This window comes from Pannonibacter sp. XCT-53 (assembly GCF_009915765.1).
Taxonomy (GTDB): domain Bacteria; phylum Pseudomonadota; class Alphaproteobacteria; order Rhizobiales; family Stappiaceae; genus Pannonibacter; species Pannonibacter tanglangensis.
In genome coordinates, this window is record NZ_JAABLQ010000001.1 from 1,267,660 (window position 1) to 1,292,959 (window position 25,300).

Annotated in this window: 21 protein-coding genes; 9 read left to right on the forward strand and 12 right to left on the reverse strand. The window is 66.6% G+C overall.

Going from position 1 to position 25,300, the window contains the following annotated elements; translation table 11 throughout:
* Positions 1 to 5: 5 nt before the first annotated feature.
* Complete coding sequence (locus tag GWI72_RS05840; protein WP_161708109.1) at positions 6 to 995, reverse strand: HlyD family secretion protein; 990 nt, start codon at positions 993 to 995, stop codon at positions 6 to 8.
* A gap of 235 nt (positions 996 to 1,230) precedes the next feature.
* Here GWI72_RS05840 and GWI72_RS05845 point away from each other — a divergent pair, with 235 nt between their 5' ends.
* The 6 genes from GWI72_RS05845 to hflX all read left to right on the forward strand — a co-directional run bounded on the left by GWI72_RS05845 (position 1,231) and on the right by hflX (position 9,021).
* Complete coding sequence (locus GWI72_RS05845) at positions 1,231 to 3,501, forward strand: sensor histidine kinase (protein ID WP_161674588.1); 2,271 nt, start codon at positions 1,231 to 1,233, stop codon at positions 3,499 to 3,501.
* Positions 3,491 to 4,858, forward strand: coding sequence for a nitrogen assimilation response regulator NtrX (gene ntrX / locus GWI72_RS05850; RefSeq protein WP_161672818.1), 1,368 nt, complete (start codon positions 3,491 to 3,493; stop codon positions 4,856 to 4,858). The genes GWI72_RS05845 and ntrX overlap by 11 nt, the downstream gene beginning before the upstream one ends.
* Before the next feature lie 41 nt (positions 4,859 to 4,899).
* Positions 4,900 to 6,276, forward strand: a complete 1,377-nt coding sequence (gene trkA, locus GWI72_RS05855; protein WP_161672820.1) for a Trk system potassium transporter TrkA — start codon at positions 4,900 to 4,902, stop codon at positions 6,274 to 6,276.
* Positions 6,277 to 6,317: 41 nt separating this feature from the next.
* Positions 6,318 to 7,184: a D-amino-acid transaminase gene (locus tag GWI72_RS05860; protein WP_161708110.1), complete on the forward strand. Its 867-nt coding sequence runs from the start codon at positions 6,318 to 6,320 to the stop codon at positions 7,182 to 7,184.
* Between the two features lie 172 nt (positions 7,185 to 7,356).
* Positions 7,357 to 7,614 (forward strand): RNA chaperone Hfq, encoded by a 258-nt coding sequence (gene hfq / locus GWI72_RS05865; protein WP_161672824.1) that lies wholly within the window; start codon positions 7,357 to 7,359, stop codon positions 7,612 to 7,614.
* On the forward strand, positions 7,615 to 9,021 hold the full coding sequence (gene hflX, locus GWI72_RS05870) for a GTPase HflX (protein WP_161708111.1): 1,407 nt from the start codon (positions 7,615 to 7,617) through the stop codon (positions 9,019 to 9,021).
* Positions 9,022 to 9,256: 235 nt separating this feature from the next.
* Here hflX and mazG read toward each other — a convergent pair whose 3' ends face one another.
* From mazG to GWI72_RS05910, 8 genes are all read right to left on the reverse strand, one after another.
* Positions 9,257 to 10,096, reverse strand: a complete 840-nt coding sequence (gene mazG, locus GWI72_RS05875; RefSeq protein WP_161708112.1) for a nucleoside triphosphate pyrophosphohydrolase — start codon at positions 10,094 to 10,096, stop codon at positions 9,257 to 9,259.
* 86 nt (positions 10,097 to 10,182) lie between these two features.
* Positions 10,183 to 11,328, reverse strand: a complete 1,146-nt coding sequence (locus tag GWI72_RS05880; protein ID WP_161708113.1) for an ABC transporter permease — start codon at positions 11,326 to 11,328, stop codon at positions 10,183 to 10,185.
* Positions 11,325 to 12,248 (reverse strand): ABC transporter permease, encoded by a 924-nt coding sequence (locus GWI72_RS05885; RefSeq protein WP_390805925.1) that lies wholly within the window; start codon positions 12,246 to 12,248, stop codon positions 11,325 to 11,327. The genes GWI72_RS05880 and GWI72_RS05885 overlap by 4 nt, the downstream gene beginning before the upstream one ends.
* The gene (locus GWI72_RS05890; protein WP_161672840.1) at positions 12,238 to 13,071 is read right to left on the reverse strand and encodes an ABC transporter ATP-binding protein; all 834 of its coding nucleotides are present in this window, start codon (positions 13,069 to 13,071) and stop codon (positions 12,238 to 12,240) included. Before GWI72_RS05890 ends, GWI72_RS05885 begins: the two co-directional genes overlap by 11 nt.
* 81 nt (positions 13,072 to 13,152) lie before the next feature.
* Positions 13,153 to 14,610: a dihydropyrimidinase gene (gene hydA / locus GWI72_RS05895; protein WP_161708114.1), complete on the reverse strand. Its 1,458-nt coding sequence runs from the start codon at positions 14,608 to 14,610 to the stop codon at positions 13,153 to 13,155.
* 139 nt (positions 14,611 to 14,749) lie between these two features.
* Positions 14,750 to 16,000 (reverse strand): Zn-dependent hydrolase, encoded by a 1,251-nt coding sequence (locus GWI72_RS05900; RefSeq protein WP_179956026.1) that lies wholly within the window; start codon positions 15,998 to 16,000, stop codon positions 14,750 to 14,752.
* A 48-nt stretch (positions 16,001 to 16,048) separates the two neighbouring features.
* A complete protein-coding gene (locus GWI72_RS05905) occupies positions 16,049 to 17,545 on the reverse strand; it encodes a CoA-acylating methylmalonate-semialdehyde dehydrogenase (protein WP_161708115.1) in 1,497 nt (498 codons plus the stop codon).
* A gap of 89 nt (positions 17,546 to 17,634) precedes the next feature.
* Positions 17,635 to 18,969 (reverse strand): aspartate aminotransferase family protein, encoded by a 1,335-nt coding sequence (locus GWI72_RS05910; protein WP_161672849.1) that lies wholly within the window; start codon positions 18,967 to 18,969, stop codon positions 17,635 to 17,637.
* Positions 18,970 to 19,432: 463 nt separating this feature from the next.
* Between GWI72_RS05910 and GWI72_RS05915 the strand changes: the two genes are divergently transcribed.
* Genes GWI72_RS05915 through arfB form a run of 3 tightly spaced genes read left to right on the forward strand, consistent with a single transcriptional unit; the run spans position 19,433 to position 21,293 of the window.
* Positions 19,433 to 20,074: a TetR/AcrR family transcriptional regulator gene (locus GWI72_RS05915; protein WP_348272643.1), complete on the forward strand. Its 642-nt coding sequence runs from the start codon at positions 19,433 to 19,435 to the stop codon at positions 20,072 to 20,074.
* Positions 20,071 to 20,781 (forward strand): TetR family transcriptional regulator C-terminal domain-containing protein, encoded by a 711-nt coding sequence (locus GWI72_RS05920; protein WP_161672853.1) that lies wholly within the window; start codon positions 20,071 to 20,073, stop codon positions 20,779 to 20,781. The genes GWI72_RS05915 and GWI72_RS05920 overlap by 4 nt, the downstream gene beginning before the upstream one ends.
* The gene (arfB, locus tag GWI72_RS05925; RefSeq protein ID WP_161672855.1) at positions 20,778 to 21,293 is read left to right on the forward strand and encodes an alternative ribosome rescue aminoacyl-tRNA hydrolase ArfB; all 516 of its coding nucleotides are present in this window, start codon (positions 20,778 to 20,780) and stop codon (positions 21,291 to 21,293) included. The genes GWI72_RS05920 and arfB overlap by 4 nt, the downstream gene beginning before the upstream one ends.
* 662 nt (positions 21,294 to 21,955) lie before the next feature.
* Here the strand turns inward: arfB and GWI72_RS05930 are convergent.
* The 3 genes from GWI72_RS05930 to GWI72_RS05940 are packed head-to-tail and all read right to left on the reverse strand — an operon-like array spanning position 21,956 to position 25,195.
* Entirely contained in the window at positions 21,956 to 22,516 is a 561-nt protein-coding gene (locus tag GWI72_RS05930; RefSeq protein ID WP_161708116.1) for a RecX family transcriptional regulator, read from the reverse strand.
* Between the two features lie 56 nt (positions 22,517 to 22,572).
* The gene (locus tag GWI72_RS05935; RefSeq protein ID WP_161708117.1) at positions 22,573 to 24,150 is read right to left on the reverse strand and encodes a DHA2 family efflux MFS transporter permease subunit; all 1,578 of its coding nucleotides are present in this window, start codon (positions 24,148 to 24,150) and stop codon (positions 22,573 to 22,575) included.
* Between the two features lie 7 nt (positions 24,151 to 24,157).
* Positions 24,158 to 25,195, reverse strand: a complete 1,038-nt coding sequence (locus GWI72_RS05940; protein WP_209000059.1) for an HlyD family secretion protein — start codon at positions 25,193 to 25,195, stop codon at positions 24,158 to 24,160.
* Positions 25,196 to 25,300 lie beyond the last annotated feature (105 nt).

A 25,300-nucleotide genomic window follows, 5' to 3' on the forward strand; every position in this document is an offset into this window, starting at 1 on the left:
TCGCCTCACGGGGCCGGGGGCAGGCGGACCTCGAGCGCGGCCGGCCAGGCGACGGGCGGGGCCATCATCACATAGGCCTCGCCGGGCAGGCCGGTGCGGACCTTGTCGATGTGCCGGGCGAGGAGCGCCGGGTCGATCTTCAGCTTGACGCGGAACATCAGCTTGTCGCGCTCCGACCGGGTTTCCACCTCGCGCGGGGTGAACTGGGCGTCGGCCGCAACGAAGGAGACCGTGGCGGGAATGACGAATTCCGGTGCGGCGTCCAGCACGATCCGGGCCTCGGCCCCGATCAGCACGCGTCCGACGCTGCCGGTGGGCAGGAAGACGGTCATGTAGACATCGCCGAGATTGAGCAGCGTCAGCACGCGGCCACCGGCGCCGATCACCTCGCCCGGCTCGGCCAGCCGGTACTGGACGCGCCCGGCAATCGGGGCGGTCAGCGTGCTGTCATCGATCAGGGTGACGATGCGGCCGACCTCTGCCGCACTGGCCAGCACGGTGTTCTCGGCATTCGCCAGCTGCGCGCGGGTGGCGGCAAGGGCGGCGGCGGCGGTCTCGCGCGCCGTCTGGCGCTGATCGACCTCCTGCTGCGAGATATGGCCGTTGCCGAGCAGCGTGCGCGCGCGCTCCAGCGCCTGGTCTGCGTATTTCAGCTCGCTCTCGCGCTGGACGATCTGCGCCAGCACCGTGTTGACGGCCTCGCGCGCGGCCGCTTCCTGGGCGGCGGCCCCGCGCTTCATGGCCTCCAGCTCGGAGGTATCGACCCGCGCCAGCACCTGTCCGGTGCGCACCAGATCGCCCTCGGCCACCAGAACCTCCAGAACCCGCCCGCCGGTCTTGCTGGCGATCTGGACCGTCTCGGCCTCGATTCGCCCGTTGGCCGTGGCCAGCCCCTCCGGCAGGGCCGTGCGCCCCTGCCACCAGAACCAGCCGCCAGCCAGCACAGCCGCCAGCGCCACGATGGCGACGGCAATCGCCCGTCCGCGTCCCGTCATCGTCCCATCCTCGAAAATCCCTAGGCTCCCGCGAGATTTATGCGGCCCGGGCGCAGTGGTTGCAATGCAACAGCGGCTCCGTAGTGCACCGGATGCCGAACCGGCAGGCCCCGGGCTTGGCCGCAATCCTGTCGCAATTTGGCAACAATGTGTGGTAACCATGTCGCGCATGGCCGCCGGATCCATGCCGGCGGCCGCCAGCCTGTGCGATGTCACCACCAACTTCAGGGACGGGATGATACTGGAACGGGATCCGCGCGCGGATGTGGATCAGGGCCCGCGTGGCCGGTTGGGCCGGCGCATCGGCCTTGCCGTGATGATCCTGTCGCTGGCCTCCATCGGTGTCACCTTCATGGTGCTGACCGGTGCGACGCCGATCGAGCCGACGCAACAGGTCGTGAAGCTGTCGATGCTGGTCAATGGCCTGCTCGCCAGCGGCCTTGTCGTCGCCATCCTCTGGGAAATCGCCAAGCTGCTGCAGGCCCGTCGCCGGGGGCGGGCGGCCGCGCGGCTGCATGTGCGCATCGTGGCGATGTTCAGCCTCATCGCCGCCGTTCCGGCGCTGCTGATGGCGGTCGTGGCCACGATCACGCTCGACCAGGGGCTGGACCGCTGGTTCGAGCAGCGCACCCGCCAGATCATCGACAACGCGCTCACCGTCGCCCAGGCCTATCTGCAGGAACACGCGCATGTGCTGCGCGCCGACCTGACCGCCATGGCCAGCGACGTGGACCGGGCGCGGGGCATCTACGACTACGAGCCCTCCCGGTTCGATTCCTTCTTCACCGCGCAGGCCCAGCTGCGCGGCCTGCTGGCCGCCTTCGTGATGAAGGGCGATGGCACCGTCATCACCCGTGTCGTGCTGGATCCGCGCGCCAACATCCTGCTGCCGCCCTCCGACATCTATCCCAAGGCCGACGGAGGGGAACCGGTCCTGATCGCGCCGGGCACCTCGAACCTCGTCGGCGGCGTGATGAAGCTGCAGTCGTTCGACGGCATGTATCTCTATGTCACCCGCGGGATGGACCCGCGCGTGACGGAATACCTGCGTCTGGCGGAGGAGGGCGCCACCGAATACACCAAGATGGAGGAGACGCGGTTTGGCGCCCAGGTGGCCTTCGCGCTGATCTATCTGGGCGTCGCGCTGATCCTGCTCCTGTCGGCGATCTGGATCGGCTTCGGCTTTTCCAGCCGGCTTGTCGCCCCGATCCGCCGCCTCATCTCGGCTGCCGACCAGGTGTCGAAGGGCAATCTCTATGTCGAGGTGGTGACCGAGAAGTCCGAAGGCGATCTCGCCAATCTCGGCGCCACCTTCAACAACATGACCGGCCAGCTGCGCGGCCAGCGCGACGCGCTGCTGGCGGCCAACGAACAGATCGACCGCCGCCGCCGCTTCACCGAGGCGGTGCTGTCCGGCGTCACGGCCTCGGTCATCGGCATCGACGACGAGGGTGCCATCACGCTGGTCAACCGCTCGGCCCGCGCCCTGCTGCAGATCGAGGAAAGCGATGCGCTTGACCGGCCGATCGCCGAGGTGATCCCGGAGCTTGCGGACTGCGTCGCGCTGGCCATCCAGAAGGAAAGCGAGCGGTTCAAGGAAACCCAGATCACGCTGGTACGCGGCGGCCGGGAGCGGACCGTCAACGTCCGCATCACCACGGAGCAGTCGACCCGGCGCGAGCACGGCTATGTGGTGACGCTCGACGACATCACGGATCTCGTCTCGGCGCAGCGCAACTCCGCCTGGGCCGACGTGGCCCGGCGCATCGCGCACGAGATCAAGAACCCGCTCACCCCGATCCAGCTCTCGGCCGAGCGCATCCGCCGCCGCTACGGCAAGAAGGTCGAGGACGACCGCTCCGTGTTCGACCAGTGCATCGACACGATCATCCGCCAGGTCGGCGACATCGGCCAGATGGTCGACGAGTTCTCGTCCTTCGCCCGCATGCGCAAGCCCACCAAGGCGCGCGCGGACCTGCGCAACATGGTGCGGGAAGCAGCCTTTCTGCAGACGGTCGGCAATCCGGACATCGAGATCCGCACCGAACTGCCCGATGGTCCGATCGAGGGCTTTGTCGACCAGCGACTGATCGGCCAGGCGCTGACCAACGTGATCAAGAATGCGGCCGAGGCCGTGTCGGGGCGCGCGGGCTCGGACCTGCCGAAAGGCCGCATCCGCATCGTCCTGCGCGCCGAAGGCGAGCGGCAGGTGATTGACGTGATCGACAACGGCGTCGGGCTGCCGACGGAGAACCGGCAACGGCTGCTGGAGCCCTACATGACCACCCGGGAGAAGGGCACCGGGCTCGGTCTTGCCATCGTGCGCAAGATCATGGAGGACCACGGCGGCGGCATCGAGCTTCTCGATGCGCCCGACCTCGGTCCGGGAGAGAGCGGGGCGATGGTCCGGCTGATCATCGGACCGCAAGACCCAGCGGCAGAGGCAGCTGCAGCTTCGCCCAACCAGGACATCAGGCAAGAAGAAGTGACCGGCCATGGCGTATGACATCCTGATCGTGGACGACGAGACCGACATCCGCGAGATGATCGCGGGCATTCTCGACGACGAAGGCTACGGAACGCGGACGGCGTCGGACAGCGACACGGCGCTGGCGGCGATCAAGGAGCGGCGGCCGTCGCTGGTCGTGCTCGACATCTGGCTGCAGGGCAGCCGGCTCGACGGACTGGCGCTGCTCGACGAGATCAAGGCGCAGGACAAGGACCTGCCGGTGGTGATCATCTCCGGCCATGGCAATGTCGAGACTGCCGTATCCGCAATCAAGCGCGGCGCCTATGACTACATCGAGAAGCCGTTCAAGGCGGACCGGTTGCTGCTCATCACCGAGCGTGCCCTGGAGGCCTCCAGCCTGCGGCGCGAGATCCGCGAGCTCAAGCAGCGCAGCGGCGACACGGCCCGGCTGATCGGCGAATCCAATGCCATCAACCAGTTGCGCCAGACCGTGGAGCGGATCGCCGGCACCAACAGCCGCATCCTGATTTCCGGTCCCTCGGGGGCCGGCAAGGAGCTGGCCGCGCGCATGATCCACGAGCTGTCGCCGCGGGCGCGCGGACCCTTCGTGGCGCTCAATGCCGCCACCATCACGCCGGAGCGGATGGAGGAGGAGCTGTTCGGCGTCGAGGACGAGAAGGGCAACCTGCGCAAGATCGGGGCGCTTGAGGAGGCCCATGGCGGCACGCTCTATCTCGACGAGGTGGCCGACATGCCGCGCGAGACGCAGGGCAAGATCCTGCGCGTGCTGGTGGACCAGACCTTCACCCGTGTCGGAGGGGCGACGCGCGTCCAGGTCGACATCCGCATCCTGTCCTCCACGGCGCGCAACCTCGAGAGCGAGATCGCCAGCGGCACCTTCCGCGAGGATCTCTATCACCGGCTGAGCGTGGTGCCGCTCCGGGTGCCCGGCCTTGCCGAGCGCCGCGAGGACATTCCCGTGCTGGTGCGCCATTTCATGGAGCAGATCTCGGCCAGCGCCGGCCTGCCGATGCGTCGCATCGGCGACGATGCCATGGCGGTGCTGCAGACCCACGACTGGCCCGGCAACATCCGGCAGCTGCGCAACAACGTGGAACGGCTCATGATCCTGACGCGGGGCGATGCGGAAGCGGTGATCACCGCCGACCTTCTGCCTGCGGAAGTGGGCGCCATGCTGCCGAACCTGCCGTCCAACGGCGGCGGCGACCACCTGATGTCCGTCCCCTTGCGCGAGGCGCGCGAGATCTTCGAGCGGGACTACCTGCAGGCCCAGATCAAGCGCTTCGGCGGCAACATCTCGCGCACGGCCGAATTCGTTGGAATGGAACGTTCGGCCTTGCATCGCAAGCTGAAGTCGCTAGGGCTATCGTGAGCGCGGTCATGCGTCGTTGAGTCTATCCGGAGTTCGGGCCGATGAAGGTCGTCATTTGCGGGGCAGGGCAGGTCGGCTACGGCATTGCCGAGAGATTGGCGGCCGAGCAGAACGACGTGTCGGTCATCGACACCTCTCCGCATCTGGTCAACGCGATCAGTGACCAGCTCGACGTGCGCGGCTTTGTCGGCAACGGCGCCCAGCCGGACGTGCTGGCCCAGGCCGGCGCCGATCAGGCCGACATGATCATCGCCGTCACGCTCTATGACGAGGTGAACATGGTCGCCTGCCAGGTGGCCCATTCCCTGTTCAACGTGCCGACCAAGGTCGCGCGCGTGCGCTCGCAGAGCTACCTGCAGGGGCGCTGGCGCAACCTGTTCTCGCGCGAGCATCTGCCGATCGACGTCATCATCTCGCCGGAAATCGAGGTGGGCGACATGGTGCTGCGCCGCCTGTCGCTGCCGGGAGCGGCCGAGACGGTGCGCTTTGCCGACGACCAGGTGGTGATGGTCGGCATCGTCTGCGAGGAAGACTGCCCCGTGGTGGACACGCCGCTGCGGCAGCTGACCGACCTGTTCCCCGATCTCGGTGCCGTCGTCGTCGGCGTGTTCCGGAACGGCAAGCTGTTCGTGCCCAAGAGCTCCGACCAGCTGCTCGTGGACGATCTGGCCTATGTGGTGGCCCGCCGCGACCAGGTGCGCCGCACCCTCGGCATCTTCGGGCACGAGGAGCCCGAGGCCAACCGGGTGGTCATTGCCGGCGGCGGCAACATCGGGCTCTACGTCGCCAAGGCGCTGGAGCAGCGCCAGTCCAAGACCCGCATCAAGGTGATCGAATCCTCGCGCGAGCGCGCCGTCGGCATTGCCAACGAGCTGAAGCGGTCCGTCATCCTGCACGGGTCGGCGCTGGACCAGGCGATCCTCGAGGAAGCGGATGTGGCCACGGCCGACACGATGGTCGCGCTGACCAATGACGACGAGGTCAACATCCTCTCCTGCGTCATGGCCAAGAAGATGGGCTGCCGCCGCAACCTGTCTCTGCTCAACAACCCGAGCTATCCCGCCTTTGCCAGCGTGCTGGGGATCGATGCCTACATCAGCCCGCGCACGGTGACGATCTCCCGCATCCTGCAGCATGTCCGCCGCGGCCGCATCCGGGGCGTCCACTCGCTGCAGAACGGGGCGGCGGAAGTCATCGAGGCGGAGGCGCTGGAGACGTCGCCGCTGGTCGGGCGGCCGCTGCGCGACATCGACCTGCCGGACGGCATTCGCGTCGGGGCGGTGTTCCGCTCGGGCAAGGTGCTGATGCCGAACGGCGACATGCAGATCCAGGCCCGCGACCGCATCGTCATCTTCGCGATGGCCAATCGCGTGCGCCAGGTGGAGCAGATGTTCCGCGTCAGTCTCGAATTCTTCTGAGCCGCAAGGCCTGTGTCTGTTTGTTTTGGGGGACGGAACCCATGAGCCGCATTGCTTATGTGAATGGCGAATACGTCGAGCATGCCAAGGCCGGCGTGCATATCGAGGACCGGGGCTACCAGTTCGCGGATGGCGTCTACGAGGTCTGCGAGGTCTGGCAGGGCAAGCTCGTGGATGGTCCGCGCCACCTCGACCGGCTCGAGCGGTCCTTGCGTGAACTGCGGATCGACATGCCCATGTCGCGGGCGGCCCTGACCTTCGTGATGAAGGAAGTCATTCGCCGTAATCTGGTGCGCCATGGTCTCGTCTACATGCAGGTGACGCGCGGCGTGGCGCGGCGCGACCACTTCTTCCCGCTGCAGCCGGTGGCGCCCTCGCTGGTGATCACCTCCAAGTCGACCAACCCGCGGGCGGGCGACAAGCAGGCCGAAACGGGCATCGCCGTCGTCAGCCATCCGGAAAACCGCTGGCCGCGCGTCGACATCAAGACGGTGGGCCTGCTGCCGAACGTGCTGGCCAAGCAGCACGCCCGCGACCAGGGCGCCAAGGAAGCCTGGTACGTGGACGCCAACGGCTATGTTACGGAGGGCGGCTCGACCAACGCCTGGATCGTGACGAAGGACGGCGTGCTGGTGACCCGGCCGGCCGAGAGCGGCATCCTCAAGGGCATCACCCGCGCGGTGGTGCTGGATCTGGTCGCCCGCGAGGGAATCCGCTTCGAGGAGCGCGCCTTCTCGCTTGAAGAGGCCTTCGAGGCCCGCGAGGCCTTCGTGACGGCGGCCTCGACCCTGGTCATGCCGGTGGTGCAGCTGGACGGCCGGCCGATCGGAAATGGTCATCCCGGCACGATCGCGACGCGCCTGCGCCAGGAGTTCCACACCGCAAGCCATCTGGAAGAAATCCGCTAAACGTGTGAAATTGTTGTGTGTCAGCAAGGCTGACTTGCTATAGTCTTGGATCGTGGAACCGGTTACCACCGGCAGAGGCGGCAGCGTTTGTGTTTAGGGCCTCGCTCCCGTCCACGACAAGACAAGTGTCAGATGCCCGGCCGCATGTGGCAGAAACAGGATAAGAAAACTCATGGCTGAGCGTGCGCAGAATCTCCAGGACACCTTCCTCAATCATCTCCGCAAGCAGAAAACTCCTCTCACGATTTTCCTGATCAACGGCGTCAAGCTGCAGGGTGTCGTGACCTGGTTCGACAATTTCTGCGTTCTGCTGCGTCGCGACGGGCACTCGCAGCTGGTCTACAAGCATGCGATTTCCACGATCATGCCGAATGGTCCTGTCCAGCTGTTTGAGCCGGGCGAGGATGGCGGCGACAAAGCAGGCGCCTGATTGACGCAATCCACAAGATCCGACGGCCCTGCCGGTGGACGCCGGCGCGGAGAGACCGCGCCGGGTGACCGCGGGCCCGACCTCGACCGCCGCGCGCCTCTTTCTCGCGCCCTCGTCGTCGAACCGATTACCCCCGACAAGACCAGCCGAGGAGCCGAAACGGCGCCGGAGGCCTTCCGCAGTCCCGAGGCGCGCCTTGAGGAAGCCGTGGGCCTGTGCGCGGCCATCGAGCTGGAGATTGCCGATGCGCTCATCGTCCGGGTGCAGCAGCCGCGTCCGGCGACCCTGATCGGCACCGGCAAGGTCGAGGAGATCGCGGCCCTGGTCGCGGCGCATGAGGTCGATGTGGTCGTCGTCGACCACGCGCTCTCGCCGATCCAGCAGCGCAATCTCGAAAAGGAACTGAAGACCAAGGTGATCGACCGGACCGGTCTGATCCTCGAGATCTTCGGTGCGCGCGCGCGCACCAAGGAAGGCCGTCTGCAGGTCGACCTTGCCCATCTCACCTGGCAGAAGAGCCGGCTGGTGCGCTCCTGGACCCACCTTGAACGCCAGCGCGGCGGTGTCGGCTTCATGGGCGGCCCCGGTGAAACCCAGATCGAGGCCGACCGCCGCCAGATCCAGGAGAAGATCCTGCGGCTGGAGCGGGAGCTGGAGCAGGTGCGCCGCACCCGCGACCTGCACCGCAAGAAGCGCAAGAAGATCCCCCAGCCTGTCGTGGCGCTGGTCGGCTACACCAACGCCGGCAAGTCGACGCTGTTCAACCGGCTGACGGAAGCAGAGGTCTTCGCCAAGGACCTGCTGTTTGCCACCCTCGATCCGACGCTGCGCCGGATCCGTCTGCCGCATGGCCGCGAGGTCATCCTGTCCGACACGGTGGGCTTCATTTCCGAGCTGCCTACCCATCTGGTCGCCGCCTTCCGTGCGACGCTGGAAGAGGTGCTCGAGGCCGACCTCATCCTGCATGTGCGAGACATCAGCCATGCCGACACCGAGGCCCAGGCGGTCGACGTGGGGCGCACGCTGGAGGAACTCGGCGTCAGCCCGCAGACCGGGGCGCCCATCGTCGAGGTCTGGAACAAGATCGACTGTCTCGATGCGGAGCGGCGCGAGAAGCTTCTGGCCGCCAACAGCCCCGAGGGGGCCATCGCCCTGTCAGCCCTCACCGGCGACGGTGTCGAGGCCCTGCTGACCCGGATCGAGAATTTCGTTGCCCTCGGCGACGACCGGTTCGATCTCGTCCTGCCCGTCACGGACGGCCACCTGCTGGCCGGGCTCTACCAGATCGCCGAAGTGCTGGCCCGCGAGGACACGGACGAGGGCATCGAGCTGACCGTGCGCGTCTCCGACAAGCAGCGCGGCAACTTCCGCGCCCGATACGGGGCGTTCATCGAAGGGGCGGAGTGAAGGGCAGGGGCTCCTGCCTGCGCTTGATGGCAGACCTCTACCGCTCCGAAGTCATCCTGGCCAGGCGCAGCGCCGAGCCGGGACGGAGTGTCCAGGCATCGAATTTTCATTGAGTGCGTCCCTGAGACACCTCGGCGCTCCGGTCCCGGCTCGAGCTGACGCTCGTCCGGGATGACGGCGGCCAGGCTTGCCCGAGGCCAGGGCAGGGGACCTGTCGGCAGGTGCTCCAGCCTCGTCACTTCCCCTTCGCCGCCTGCCACACCGCTTCCATCTCGTCGAGCGTCATGTCCTCCAGCGCAAGGCCGCGGCGCGCGGCTTCGGCCTCGATGGCGGCAAAGCGGCGGCGGAACTTGGCATTGGTCCGCTTCAGCGCGTCTTCCGGTTCCACGTCCAGATGACGGGCAAGGTTTGCCAGCGCAAACAGCACGTCGCCCATCTCGTCCTTGATCGCATCCGCCACGTTGCCGGTCACGGCCGGCGCGGTGTGGTCCTTTAGCTCGGCTTCCAGCTCGTCCAGCTCCTCGCGGATCTTGGCGATGACAGGCGCAAAACTGTCCCAGTCGAAGCCGACGCGGGCCGCCCGCCGCTGGAGCTTTTCCGCCTCCATCAGGGCCGGGAAGGCGGAGGGCACCGCATCGAGATAGCCAGGCTCGGTGTCCGCAAGCCCCAGAGCCGCGCGGCGCGCCTTGCGCTCGGCCTTCTCCTCGGCCTTGATCCGGTCCCACATGCCCTTGGCCATGCCGGAGGTGCGGGCGGTGTCGTCGCCGAAGACATGCGGATGCCGGCGGATCATCTTCTTCGTGATCGCCTCCACCACGTCGGGGAAGCTGAAGGCGCCCTGTTCCTCCGCCATGCGGGAATGGTAGATCACCTGCAGCAGCAGATCGCCCAGTTCCTCGCGCAGGTCATCGAGGTCGTTGCGGCTGATCGCCTCGGCAACCTCGTAGGCCTCCTCGACCGTGTAGGGGGCGATGGTGGAAAAGTCCTGCTCGAGGTCCCAGGGACAGCCCGTCACCGGGGTGCGCAGCGCGGCCATGATCTCGATGAGAACGGAAATGTCGCGGCCGGGCTTCATGGCAGTCCTCGTGGGGCAGGTCAGACGGAATCACCTAGTCGGGAGCCTACAGGCTTCCCGGCCAGGTGCCTATGCCTGCCCGCCTCTCAGCCGCGCTGCGAGGGATGCCAGAACGTGGCCATGCGCTCGACCAGGGCGACGGTCGCATAGAACAGCGAGCCGGCCACGGCCGCGACCGCGATCTCGGCCCAGACCATGTCGAGGTTCATGCGCCCGACCTCCGTGGAGATGCGGAAGCCCATGCCGACGATCGGCGTGCCGAAGAATTCCGCAACGATCGCACCGATCAGGGCAAGCGTGGAGTTGATCTTCAGGGCATTGAAGATGAAGGGCAGGGCCATGGGCAGGCGCAGCTTGATGAGCGTCTGCCAGTAGGAGGCCGCATAGGTGCGCATCAGGTCCTTCTGCATGGCGTCAGCGGCGGCAAGCCCCGCCACCGTGTTCACCAGCATCGGGAAGAAGGTCATGATGATGACGACGGCGGCCTTGGACGGCCAGTCGAAGCCGAACCACATCACCATGATCGGGGCGACGCCGATGATGGGCAGGGCCGAGACCAGGTTGCCGATGGGCAGCAGACCCCGGCGCAGGAACGGCACCCGGTCGATCAGGATGGCCACGACAAAGGCACTGCCACAGCCGATGGCGTAGCCGGCCAGCACCGCCTTGAGGAAGGTCTGCTGGAAGTCGGCCCAGAGCGTCGGCACCGAGTTCGCGAGTCGCGCGCCGATGGCGCCGGGGGAGGGCAGCAGCACCTGCGGGATGCCGGCCCCCACCACGACGAGTTGCCACAGCACCAGCAGCGTTGCACCGAAGATCAGCGGGATCGCCAGATTGACGGCCTTCTGGCCGGCGGGCGACAGTCCGCGCCAGTTCGCCAGCCGCTCGACGAACAGCCAGGCCGCCAGCCAGGTGGCGACCGTGAGGCACCAGAAACCGGCAGCCGCTGCTCCGCGGTGGTTGCCGGCGGTCTCGATCAGGAACCAGGCCGAGATGGCGGTCACCGTTCCGATCGCCATGTCCCCCAGCCGGTTGCGGGCAAAGCCCAGGGTGTAGCGCACGCCCAGGATGGCCAGGATCACCACCACGATGGACAGGCGCGGCAGGTCGAAGGCGTCGAGGTCGGGCGTGAAGGCCGTCCCCGACAGGCCGAGAATTGCAAAGAGCAGCACCGCGAGCGCCAGACGGGCTGGCGTGTCGAAGCGCGGACGGCTGGCAGCGACAGAGCTCATCGGTTCATCCCCATTCTTGCAAGCGTGGCGCGCTCGACGACACCGATCAGCGCCACGAGCAGCCCGGCGACGACGGAGGCCACGACCAGCGCCGACCAGATCTGCACCGTCTGGCCGTAATAGGAGCCGGCAAGCAGCCGCGCGCCAAGACCGGCAACCGCACCCGTCGGCAGCTCGCCGACAATGGCCCCGACCAGGCTTGCGGCGATGCCGACCTTCATCGAGGCGAAGAGATAGGGCACCGCATAGGGCAGCCGCAGCTTCCAGAAGGTTTCCGAGCGGCTGGCGCTGTAGGTGCGCATCAGGTCGAGATGGATGAGTTCCGGCGAGCGCAGGCCCTTCACCATGCCCACGGTCACGGGGAAGAAGGAGAGGTAGGTCGAGATCATCGCCTTCGGCATCAGGCCGGAGATCCCGATCGCGTTGAGCACCACGATGATCATCGGTGCGATGGCGAGGATCGGGATGGTCTGGGAGGAGATCACCCAGGGCATGAGCGACTTGTCCAGCACCCGGGAGTGCACCACCAGCACGGCGAGCCCGATGCCGAGCAGGGTGCCCATGACGAAGCCGGTCAGCGTCGAGGAGAGCGTGATGCCGGTGTGATAGATCAGGCTGCGGTTGGAGGTGATCTTCTTGTTGACCGTGGTGTCCCAGATCTCGAGCGCCACCTGATGCGGGGACGGCAGGACGGGCCGGGGCTGGTCGAGCGTATCGGCCACCAGCTGCGTGAACGGCACGTCGGCCTGCCCGGCACGGGCGTAGATGTCGCGCTGGAACGGCGCGTTCAGGGCCACGGTCGCCACATACCAGATGGCGATGAGCGCCAGCACCACAACCAGCACCGGGCCGACGGTGCCGGACATCAGGCCGGAGACGGGCGAGATAGAGGCGGAGGGGGACGCGGTCTCAGTCCTCATAGGAATGCCCTGCCTTCAGGCCCTCGCGGACACGATGGGCGACCTTCAGGAACTCCGGTGTCTCGCGGATGTCGAGCGTGCGGGCGCGGGGCAGATCACTCTCGATCACGTCGTAGATCCGGCCCGGCCGCGGACAGAGAACGACGATCTTGGTGGAGAGATAGACCGCCTCCGGGATCGAGTGGGTGACGAAGACCACCGTCTTGTTGGTCTTGGCCCAGAGCTGGTGCAGCTGGTCATTGAGGTGATCGCGCACGATCTCGTCGAGGGCGCCAAAGGGCTCGTCCATCAGCAGCAGCTTCGGCTCGACGGCAAGCGCGCGGGCAATGGAGGCGCGCTGCTGCATGCCGCCGGAGAGCTGCCAGGGGTACTTCTTCTCGAAGCCCTTGAGGTTGACCAGCTCCATGTTGCGCGCGACGCGCTCCGCGCGCTCCTTCGGATCAAGCCCCATGATCTCGAGCGGCAGGGCGACATTGTCGGCAATCGTCCGCCAGGGATAGAGCGCGGCCGCCTGGAACACGTAGCCATAGGCCCGTTTCAGCCGTGCCTCCTCCGGGCTCATGCCGTTGACGGCGATCCTGCCGCCGGTCGGCTGCTCCAGATCGGCAATGACGCGCAGCAGCGTGGTCTTGCCGCAGCCCGAGGGGCCGATGAAGGAGACGAAATCGCCTTCGTCGATCTTCAGGTCAATGTTGGAGAGGGCATGCACCGGCCCGTCGTTGGTCTCGAAGGTCAGCGACAGCTTCTCGATGTCGATCACGGGCCTCGCCCTGGCATCCCTGGCCTGCGGGGTGGCGGTGTGAAGGTGCGCCGCAGTGTTCATGTCGTGTCCCCCGGACCGCCCTGGTCCGTCCTGTCGAAAGTTCGAGGGGCCCGCTGCCGCCTGGCGCGGGCCCCGGTGATGTCAGACGCCGGTCACGGGAATGCCGCTGCGCTCGACCTTGCGCGGGGCGACCAGCTCCTTCCAGGTGGACAGGGCCTTGTTGACCGCCGTGACCGGGGGACGGGCAACGAAGGCGCCGTGGCCCTCGCGCGTCGAGACCTTGCTCTCCTCGATGGCGACATGGCCGCGTGTCAGGGTGAAGCGCGGCAGGCCCTTCACATGCTGTCCCTCGAAGACGTTGTAGTCGATGGAGGACTGCTGGCTGGCGGCCGAGATCGTCTTCTCCCGGTTCGGGTCCCAGACCACGATGTCGGCATCGGCGCCGACGAGGATCGCCCCCTTCTTCGGGTAGATGTTGAGGATCTTGGCGATGTTGGTCGAGGTGACGGCGACGAACTCGTTCATCGTCAGCCGCCCGGTCGCCACGCCGTGGGTCCACAGCATCGGCATGCGGTCCTCAAGGCCGCCGGTGCCGTTCGGGATCTTCGTGAAGTCGCCGTAGCCGGTCCGCTTCTGTGCCGTGGTGAAGGCGCAATGGTCGGTCGCCACCACCTGCAGCGACCCCGAGGACAGGCCGGCCCAGAGGCTGTCCTGGTGCTGCTTGTTGCGGAAGGGCGGGGACATGACGCGGCGGGCGGCGTGATCCCAGTCGGGGTGGGCGTACTCGGCCTCGTCCAGCGTCAGGTGCTGGATCAGCGGTTCGCCATAGACGCGCATGCCCTTGGCGCGGGCCCGGCGCACCGCCTCGTGGCCCTGCTCGCAGGACAGGTGCACGATGTAGAGCGGCACGCCCGCCATGTCGGCAATCATGATGGCGCGGTTGGCTGCCTCGCCCTCGACCTCTGCGGGCCGCGAATAGGCATGGGCCTCGGGGCCGGTGTTGCCCTCCGCCAGAAGCTTGGCCTGCATCTGGGCCACCACGTCGCCGTTCTCGGCATGGACCATGGCAAGCGCCCCGAGCTCGGCACAGCGCTGGAACGAGGAGAACATCTCGTCGTCATCCACCATCAGCGCGCCCTTGTAGGCCATGAAGTGCTTGAAGGAATTGATGCCCTTCTGGCGGACGACGGTCTCCATGTCGTTGAACACCTGCTCGCCCCACCAGGTGATCGCCATGTGGAAGGAGTAGTCCGCCGTCGCGCGGCTGGTCTTGTTGTGCCACATGGACAGCGCGTCGAGCAGCGACTGGCCGGGGGAGGGCAGGCAGAAATCGACCACCATGGTGGTGCCGCCGGCAAGCCCGGCGCGGGTGCCGCTTTCAAAGTCATCGGCCGAATAGGTGCCCATGAAGGGCATCTCGAGGTGGACATGCGGATCAATGCCGCCCGGCATGACGTAGCAGCCGGTCGCGTCCAGCACCTTGTCGCCGGAGAGGCCCTTGCCGATCTCGACGATCCTGCCGCCCTCGACCTTCACGTCGGCTTCGTAAGTCAGGTCAGCGGTCACCACGGTGCCGCCCTTGATCACAGTGCTTGCCATGTCTGTTCCCCTTTGCAGTTGCGCGATGCTCCGCGACCCTTGTTCTTTTTTGGTTCCTCGGCTCTCCGGTCCCGGGTCTCGTTTCCCTCGCCCGGGATGACGAAAACTGCATTCCTTGATCTTGAGGACCTAACGCCGCTCACCCAACCACTTCCGCCGTCTCCAGCACCGCATGCAGAAGCACGTCGCAGCCGGCGCCGGCCCAGTCCTTCGAGATCTCTTCCGCCTCGTTGTGTGACAGGCCGCCGACGCAAGGGCACATGATCATGGTGGCGGGGGCGACCTTGGCCGCCCAGCAGGCGTCGTGGCCCGCGCCGGAAATCAGGTTCATGTGGCTGTAGCCGAGCCGCTCGGCGGCCGCGCGCACGCTGGCGACGAGCTTCGGATCGAAGGTCACCGGATCGAAATGACCGACGGCCTCCACCGCACAGCCGACGCCAAGTGCCTCGCAGATTTCGGCGGCTTCTTTTTCGATGCGGGCGCGCATGGCGTTGAGCTTGGCGAGATCCGGCGTGCGGATGTCGACCGTGAAGACGACCTTGCCCGGCAGCACGTTGCGCGAGTTGGGCGAGAAGTTCACCTGGCCGACGCCGCCGACCGCGCCGGGCTGGTTCTCCATCGCCACGGTCTGGACCATTTCCATGATCCGCGCCATGGCCAGTCCGGCATTTACGCGCAGGTTCATCGGTGTGGAGCCGGTGTGCGCCTCGCGGCCCGTCAGCGTGAACTCCAGCCACCACAGGCCCTGGCAATGGGTGACGACGCCGATCTGCTTGGTCTCGGCCTCCAGGATCGGGCCCTGCTCGATGTGCAGCTCGAAATAGGCGTGCATCTTGCGCGCGCCCACCTCTTCCTCGCCGACCCAGCCGATGCGCTTCAGCTCCTCGCCGTAGGTCTTGCCGTCCGGGTCCTTGCGGCCATAGGCGTAGTCCAGGCTGTGCACGCCGGCGAAGACGCCGGACGCGAGCATGGCGGGGGCAAAGCGCGCGCCTTCCTCGTTGGCCCAGTTGGTAACGACGATCGGGTGCTTCGTCCTGATGCCGAGGTCGTTCAGCGTGCGCACCACCTCAAGGCCGGCCAGAACACCGAGAACGCCGTCGTACTTGCCGCCGGTCGGCTGGGTGTCGAGATGGGAGCCGACATAGACGGGCAGGGCGTCCGGATCGGTGCCCGGGCGGGTCAGGAACATCGTCCCCATCCTGTCGACGCCCATCGTCAGGCCGGCGTCCTCGCACCAGGACTGGAACAGCCTGCGGCCTTCGGCATCCGCATCAGTCAGGGTCTGGCGGTTGTTGCCGCCCGCGATCCCCGGTCCGATCTTTGCCATGTCCATCAGGCTGTCCCAGAGCCGGTCCGGGTTGATCCTGAGGTTCTGTCCGAGTGCTGCCATGATGCCGTTTCCCTGAACCCTTGTCCCGTTGTCCGCGTTGTCCCGCCCTCAGTCGAGGCTGGGGAAGGTGAAGACCGCGCCGTCCTTGATGCCGGCCGGCCAGCGGGTGGTGACCGTCTTCATGCGCGTGTTGAAGCGCACGCCTTCCGGCCCGTAGATCGAGTGATCGCCGAACAGCGACCGCTTCCAGCCGCCGAAGGAGAAATAGGCCACCGGAACCGGGATCGGCACGTTGATGCCGACCATGCCTACCTCGATCCGGTCGGCAAAGGCCCGGGCCGCGTCGCCGTCACGGGTGAAGATCGCGGTGCCGTTGCCGTATTCATGCTCGTTGATCAGCGTCAGGGCTTCCTCGTAGCCCTTGGCCCGGACGACCGAGAGCACCGGACCGAAGATCTCTTCCTTGTAGATCGTCATGTCCTTTGTCACGCGGTCGAACAGGGTGCCGCCGACAAAATAGCCGTTCTCGTAGCCCTGCAGGCTGAAGCCGCGGCCATCGACCAGCAGCTTGGCGCCTTCCTTGACGCCCTGGTCGATGTAGCGCAGCACCTTGCGCTTGTGCGCCTCGGTGATCACCGGGCCCATGTCGGCCGACTTGTCCGTGGCCGGACCGATCTTCAGCGCCTCGACGCGGGGGATGAGCTTTTCAACCAGCGCGTCCGCCGTCTTCTCGCCGATCGGAACCGCGACGGAGATGGCCATGCAGCGCTCGCCGGCCGAGCCATAGCCCGCGCCCATCAGCGCGTCGGCCGCCTGGTCCATGTCCGCATCCGGCATGATGATCATGTGGTTCTTGGCCCCGCCAAGCGCCTGCACGCGCTTTCCATGGGCGGTGCCGGTCGAATAGACGTATTCGGCAATCGGCGTGGAGCCAACGAAGGAGATCGCCTTCACGTCCGGGTGCTTGAGGAGCACGTCGACCGCTTCCTTGTCGCCATGCACGACATTGAGCACGCCCTCGGGGAAGCCCGCCTGCCGGAACAGGTCGTAGACGAACATGACTGCAGAGGGATCGCGCTCCGACGGCTTCAGGATGAACGTGTTCCCGCAGGCGACCGAGATCGGGTACATCCACAGCGGCACCATGGCGGGGAAGTTGAACGGCGTGATGCCGGCCACGACACCGAGCGGCTGGCGGTCACAATAGCTGTCGATGGCCGGGCCGACGTTGCGGGCAAACTCGCCCTTCAGAAGATGCGGGATGCCGCAGGCGAACTCCACCACCTCGATGCCGCGCGCCACTTCACCGAGCGCGTCGTCGTGGGTCTTGCCATGTTCGGCGGAAATCGCGCGGGCAATGGCATCGGTGTTTTCGGTGAGCAGTTCCTTGAAGCGGAACATGAAGCGGGCGCGCTTCAGCGGCGGCGTGTCGCGCCAGGCCGGGAAGGCGGCCTTGGCCACCGCAATGGCATCCGCCACTTCGGCCGCCGACGACAGCCCCAGCTCGGCCACCTGTTCGCCCGTCGCCGGGTTGAACACCGGCGCGACGCGCCCGGAATTCGACACGACTTCGCGACCGCCGATGGCGTTGTTGATCTTCTTCATGGTCTGGATCCCCGGACTGTCCCTGGCGGACTTGTTGTCTTTTGTCTGGAAGGGCCCGCGCGTCTGCGCGCGGGCCGACAGGTGCCGTGTCAGATGTTGCTCTGAAGCACGGTGCGCAGCTTGCCGAACAGCTCGTCGATCTGCGCCTTGGAAATGATCAGCGGCGGCGACAGGGCAATGATGTCGCCGGTGGTGCGGATCAGGAGGCCGTCCTCATAGGCCTTGAGGAAGGCCGAGAACGCCCGCTTGGTCGGCTCGCCGGCAATCGGCTCCAGCTCGATGGCGCCGATCAGGCCAAGATTGCGCACGTCGATGACCTTCGGGCAGTCCTTGAGCGAATGCACCGCATCTTCCCAGTAGGAGGCAAGCTCCGAAGCCCGGGTGAGCAGGCCTTCTTCCTCGTAGGTGTCGAGCGTGCCGAGGGCGGCGGCGCAGGCCACCGGATGGGCCGAATAGGTGTAGCCGTGGAACAGCTCGATCATGTGTTCCGGGCCGGTCATGAAGGCATCGTAGATCTTGCTGCTGCAGAACACCGCGCCCATCGGGATCACGCCGGAGGTGATGCCCTTGGCCGTGGTGATGAGATCCGGCACCACGTCGAAATACTCGGTCGCAAAGCCGGTGCCGAGGCGCCCGAAGCCGGTGATGACCTCGTCGAAGATCAGGAGGATGCCGTGCTGGTCGCAGATCTCGCGCAGGCGCTTCAGATAGCCCTTCGGCGGGATCAGCACGCCGGTCGAGCCGGCCACCGGTTCGACGATGACGGCGGCAATGGTCGAGGCGTCATGCAGCTGGATGACCTTGATCAGGTCCTCGGCGAATTCGGCGCCATTGTCCGGCTGGCCGCGGGTGAAGGCGTTGCGGGCCGGGTCATGGGTGTGGCGGATATGGTCGACGCCGCCCAGCATGGTGCCGAAATGCTTGCGGTTGTTGACGATGCCGCCCACCGAGATGCCGCCGAAGCCGACGCCGTGGTAGCCGCGCTCGCGGCCGATGAGGCGCGTGCGCGAGCCCTGGCCGATGGCGCGCTGGTAGGCGATCGCGATCTTCAGCGCCGTGTCGACGCTTTCCGATCCGGAGCCGGTGAAGAACACATGGTCAAGCGGGGAGGGCAGCAGGGCCGCCAGGCGGGCGGCCAGCTCGAAGGCGCGCGGATGGCCCATCTGGAAGGCCGGCGCATAATCCATCTCGGCCACCTGCTTCTGCACCGCCTCGACGATGCGCGGGCGGCCATGGCCGGCGTTGCAGCACCACAGGCCGGCCGTTCCGTCCAGCACCTGGCGGCCGTCGGCGGTGGTGTAATGCATGTCCTTGGCGCCCACGAACATGCGCGGGGCCTTCTTGAACTGCCGGTTGGCAGTGAACGGCATCCAGAAAGCTTCGAGATTGTTCGGAATGGCAGCAGTTGCAGCCGTATCAGACATGGTTCCTCCTTGCCGGCCCATTCCTTGCGGGCCGGTCGTGGCAGCAGCATTCAGCGCACGCGAACGGACCTGGCCGAACGCGGAAAGCATCCGAGCCTAGCAGCGGCGGGAGGACTTGTCCGGTATCGTGTTCAGAATTTCCATGCGTGCTGTTCCCCGCCGGTTCGTACCGCAGGTTTTTCCTGCGTGGCCGACCGGTCATCTCTCTGGAGTGCGCCGTCCCTTGTGTTCCGGATCTTGCGCTTGGTGTTGGACGCTGGCCGGAAACCTGCGCAGTATGGTCCCGCCCCCGAGGGGGGCGAGTCACGCGCAGGAAACCTGACCAAACGGTCAAGATGAAGCCTATGAATACTTGACCAAACGGTCAAGATGATAATTTCATCGGCAAGGTGATTTTACCGGCACGGGCTTGCCGGATTGCGACCCGCGGGGGCGGGGGAAACGGGAGCGGATGGATCGGAAGGTGTCCAGCAGGAGTGCGGCCCGCGCCGAGACCGAACGGCAGATCCTGTCGGCGGCCGAGGCGGTCTTTGCCGAGCATGGCTATCGCGGGGCCACCACCGGCATGATTGCCGAGCGGGCAGGGATCCCCAAGGCCAACCTGCATTACTATTTCGCCACCAAGGAGGCGCTGTACCGCCAGGTGGTGGAGAACATCTTCATGATCTGGCTCGATGCCGCGAACTCCTTCGACGACTGCGAGGACCCGGCCGAGGCGCTGACCCACTACATCACCACCAAGATGGACATTTCCCGCCAGCATCCCATGGGCTCCAAGGTCTGGGCCAACGAGATCCTGCACCGGGCGCCGGTCATCCAGGACTATCTCGAGACCACGCTCAGGGACTGGACGGCCACCCGCATCGCCATCATCGAACGCTGGGTGAGGGAAGGGCGCATGGATCCGGTCGATCCGCGCACGCTGCTCTACATGATCTGGTCGACCACGCAGCACTATGCCGACTTCATCCACCAGATCGAGACCCTGAACGACGGACAGCCCCTGAGCGACGCGCAGTTCGCCGTGGCCCGCGACAACGTGGTGCGGATCATCCTGGCCGGTGTCGGCATCAGGCCGAAGGTCACAGCCGGAGCCGAGGCATGAGCCGCGCCCGCAGCACCCCCGGCACCTCGCCGATCAAGCGCGCGGCCGGCCTGCGCAGCGTTGCAAGCGGCCGCCCGGCATCCGGCGAGACCGACGGCAAGCCGACCCGGATCCAGGAACGCAACCGCGCCCGCATCCTCGAGGCGGGCCTGTCCGAGTTTTCCCGGTTCGGCTTCGGCGGTGCGACAATCGAGAAGATCGCCGCCGGGGCAGGGATGTCGAAATCGAACCTGCTCTACTACTACCCGACCAAGACGGCGATCTACGAGGCCGTGCTGGAGCATATCCTCGACACCTGGCTGGCCCCCTTACGCATGCTGGACGTCACCGGCGACCCGGCGACCGAGCTTGCCGATTACATCCGGCAGAAGCTGAAGATCTCGGCCGAATGGCCTGAAGCCTCTCGGCTTTTTGCCTCCGAGATCCTGCAGGGGGCACCGCAGGTCAAGCCCGTGCTGCAGGGCTCCTTGCGCCAGCTGGTGAGCGAGAAGGCGGCCGTCATCCGCACCTGGACGGAAACCGGCCGGCTCAAGCCGCATGTGGATCCGGTGCATCTGATCTTTCTCATCTGGGCCGCGACCCAGCATTACGCCGACTTCGAGACCCAGATCCTCGCGCTCACGGGCCAGACGCTGAAGGACGAGACCTTCCGGGGGCAGGCGGAAGCCGCGCTGGTGGCCACCATTCTGGGAGGCGTGCTGGCATGAGCGACAGGGAGCCCCCAGGTCCGCCTGTGCCGCCTGTGCCGCCCGGTCCAGCGGCGCCAAGGCCGCTCGAGAGCGCGCCGGAAAGCCGCCGCATCACGATCAAGGGACGACTGCATATCGACGAGCGCGACCTGACCGAAGACTTCGTCCGCGCCTCCGGTCCGGGCGGCCAGAACGTCAACAAGGTCTCGACGGCGGTTCAGTTGCGTTTTCAACTTGACAACAACCGTACGTTGCCGCATGATGTCAAACAACGGGCAGGGGAACTGGCCGGCAGCCGTCTGACGCAGGCCGGGGAAATCCTCATTCAGGCCGACCGATTCCGTACGCGTGAACAAAACCGCGAGGATGCGCTGGCCCGGCTGATCGAGCTTCTCGTCAAGGCCGCGCACCGCGACAAGCCGCGCAAGGCAACCCGGCCGACGCTCGCCTCGAAGAAGCGCCGGGTCGACACCAAGAAACAACGCGGCAGCATCAAGAAGCTCCGAAGCGGCCGCCCGGACAGCGACTGAGCTGATAGGACAGCCGTTCGTGCGACGCGCAGCGCGATTGACCTCAGTCTTGCCTCAGCCAGCCCGTGTCGCCATCTCTGCGTCATCCCGGGCGAGTGCAACGAGACCCGGGACAGGAGCGCCGGGGCTTCAAAAGGAATTCATGAACTCGACGTGGCGCGATCGGTTCAGCGATCTGAACGCGCGAGGCCGAAAAGACCTGGGCTCTCCGGTCCCGGGTCTCCGCTGCGCTGCGCCCGGGATGACGGTGAAAAACCGGGCGCTCGCCCAGGACACTGGCGTCATCGCGGGCGCGTGCAACGAGACGCGGGACCGGAGCGCCGGGGCAGCGCCATGGCAACCGGCGCTGTCTCGCTCGTCCCCAGGCACGAAGATGCCGTGTAGGCCTGCCGCAGCCCTCGTGCGCCTCGTTCAGGGGAGCCTGGCGACGGCATGCGGCCCTATGGCTATGCCTACATCAGAGATTCGCATAAGATATATTATGGAACATATATCGATGGTTTGAAATGGGTGGTTTGAAATCGATGGTTTGATCTGGACACCCTGGTCGGCTTGCGTCCCTGTGCCGGTCAGCCGCAGGTCACGCCTTGCCGGGATGTCTGCTGCGATCGCCCACCAGGACCGCCGCATGCAAGGTCCTCGAGCCGTCTGGATGGCGACGCTTACCCCAAGTCGTCCTCGGCACCGTGCAGAGCCTTGCGCGCAGCATCCAGTCCATGGCCGGCACGGCACAGCGCCGCAAGGTCCTTGCGGTCGCGGTCGCGGCGGTCTGCATCGTTTTCTTCGTGCCAGCCCTTGCGCCACGGACCAAGGCGGCGGCGCTGTGCGTAGCGGCGGGCGGCTGCGGCCGCATCGGTGTCGTCGCGCGCGAGCGTTTCCTCGATGACGCTGCGGCTGACCCCGCGGGCGCTGAGTTTCGCGGTGATCTGGCGGCTGGACGCGCCCTTGCGGCGCAGGCTGGCCGCCTTTGTCTCGGCATAGACCTCGTCATTGACGAGGCCCAAGCGGGCCGCTTTCTTCAGCACGATCTCGACGAGCGGAAGAAACTCGGCCACGTCGCGCTCATGCGCCCGCGCTGCCTTCTCGACGCGCCGTGTCAGCACCCGGCGCAGGTTGGCGAGTGACGTGGCGTAGCGCTCCAGATAGGCCAGCGTGATCCGCGTCAGCCGCTCTTCGGTCGGCACGCGCGGCTTCTTGCGCACGAGGTTTGCAGGGTCGGACATGGCCGCAAGCCTACCGGATTCGTGCCGTGTCTGCCGGGGCGAATACGGACGCCCGCTCAGTGCCCGCCGCCTCCGCCGCCCATGGGCTTCGGCCGTTCAACGAAGAAGATTGCCGCCAGCAGCGACAGGAACAGCAGCGTCAGGATCAGGAACACGTCGATGAAGGACATCAGGAACGCCTGTTTCGTCACCATGCCGCTCAGCGCCTTCAGTGCCGCCGTCCCGGCGCCCTCGCCGAGGCTCTGGTAGGTCTGGGTCAGGCCGGCGAGCGTTTCGGTCACCGGGGCCCGCGCGCCGTTGACGCTTTCCTGCAGCCGCGCGTAGTGGAAATCCTGCCGCTGGCTCAGCACCGTGTTGATGATGGCAAGGCCGACAGCACCGCCCAGGTTGCGCGTCAGGTTGAACAGGCCGGAGGCATTCTTGATCATCTGCGGCGGCAGCATGCCGAGCGCGATGTTGTTGATCGGCACCATGCACAGCATCAGCGACGAGCCGCGCAGGATCTGCGGCAGCAGCAGCTCGTGGAAATCCCAGTCCTGCGTGATGCCGGTCATCAGCCAGGTGCCGGCGGCAAACCCGGCAAAGCCGATGCCCATCATCACGCGCGGATCCAGCACCGACATCAGCCGTCCGGCCAGTGGCGCGGTCAGGAACATGGCGAGGCCGCTGACGAACATCGTCTCGCCGATCTGCAGCGACGTGTAACCGCGCACGCCCGCCAGATAGACCGGATAAAGATAGGTGAGCCCGTAGAGCCCGATCCCAAGGACGAAGCTGAACAGGCTGCCCATGGCGAAGTTCTTGTTGGAAAAGGCCGTCAGGTCCACCACCGGCTCGCGGGCGGTGAAGGCGCGCCAGAAGAACACGGCGGCGCCCATCAGCATGACGGCCGTGAACAGGACGATTTCCTCGCTCTGGAACCAGTCCTCGCCGTTGCCTTCCTCCAGCACGAACTCGAGCGAGCCAAGGAACACCGCCATGGCGGCAAAGCCGACCCAGTCGAAATGGTCGAACAGGCTGAGGTCGGGCTTGTCGAAGTCGATGAGCGTCACGGCGGCCAGTGTCACGAATATGCCGGGCACCACGTTGATCAGGAACAGCCAGTGCCACGAGCCGTAGTCGGTGATGTAGCCGCCGAGCGTCGGGCCGATGGTGGGCGCAAGCGTGGCCACGAGGCCGATGATCGGCGAGATGACGTTGAACTTCTCGCGCGGGAAGATGAGATAGGCCGTGGCAAACACCGTGGGGATCATGCCGCCGCCGAGAAAGCCCTGCAGCGCGCGCCAGACGATCATTTCCTCGATGGAGGTGGCGGTCGCGCACATCAGGCTCATCAGGGTGAAGCCGGCGGCCGAGATCGTGAACATCCAGCGCGTCGACAGCATCCGCGACAGGTAGCCGGACAGCGGTATCATGATCACTTCGGCGATCAGGTAGCTGGTCTGGATCCAGGGAATGTCGTCGGAAGATGCCGCGAGCCCCGCCTGGATCTCGGCAAGCGAGGCCGAGACGATCTGGATGTCCAGGATCGCCATGAACATGCCGAAGACCATGCAGAGGAAGGTGAAGAGCTTGCGCCCTTCCCCGCTCCGGCCTGGAGCGTCACTGCTGCTGGTCGCCGCCGCGCTGGTCATGGGCGGCCTAGTGCAGGCTGGCCGTGGCGGCGGGATCGGCAGCGCCCGTGCGGGTGTCCACTTCCACCACCACCGACAGGCCGGCGCGCAGGGCCTCGGCGCCCTTCTGGCCCATCGGCACGGTGATGCGAACGGGCACGCGCTGCACCACCTTGGTGAAGTTGCCCGTGGCATTTTCCGACGGCAGCAGCGAGAACACCGCGCCTGTTGCCGGCGAGATGCTGTCGACGGTCGCCTCCAGCACCAGTCCCGGATAGGCATCCACCGTCACCGCAACATGGGCACCGGGGCGGATGTGGCCGAGCTGGGTTTCCTTGAAATTGGCGTCAATGCGGGTGTCGGTCAGCGGCACGATGGCCGCGACCCGGCTGCCCGGTTGAAGCAGCGTGCCGACCTGCGCCGCCCGGTTGCTGACGATGCCGGCGACCGGCGCACGGATGACGGTAAAGCCGAGGTCATGCTCGGCCTTGTCGAGCCTGGTGCGGGCCGCAGCCATGGCCGCCTCGGCTTCGAGCTTCTGGCCCTCGAGGACCAGAATGTTGGCACGCGCCACCTCGACGGCGGCCTCCGCGCTCTTCAGGTTGGCCTCGGCGCTGCGCAGGTCGGCGATGGCCCCGTCGAGGCTTGCCTGGCTCGTGACCTTGCCTTCGGTCAGACGGATCTGCCGGTCGTGGTTGGCGCGGGCCTCGTCGGCGCGGGCCTGCATGGCAGCGACCGTCGCGGTGGCCTGGGTGACCGAGGCGCGCGCAGCCGTGATCTGACGGGCGATGCGGTCAACGGTCGCCTCGGCGCTGGCAATCTGGTCCCGCGCGCCCTGCACGGCCAGCCGGTAGTCGCCGTCGTCGATGCGGGCCAGGATGTCGCCGGCCTCGACGCGCTGGTTGTCGCTCACCTCGAGGGTGGCCACATGGCCTGACACCTTGGACAGGACGACGGTGATGTCGGTGGTGACATAGGCGTCGTCCGTCGTTTCGACGAAGCGGCCATGCGTCCACCAGCCATGGCCGGCCCAGGACACGCCACCAAGCGCCGCCAGCGCGATCACGCTGAGGATGGTCCTTGCCTTGGCCTTGCGCCGGCTGCGATCGGAGGGGATCGGCGACGGATCTCCGGGGTTGCTCCGGGCACGGGTGGGGGGATGTGCTTCCGG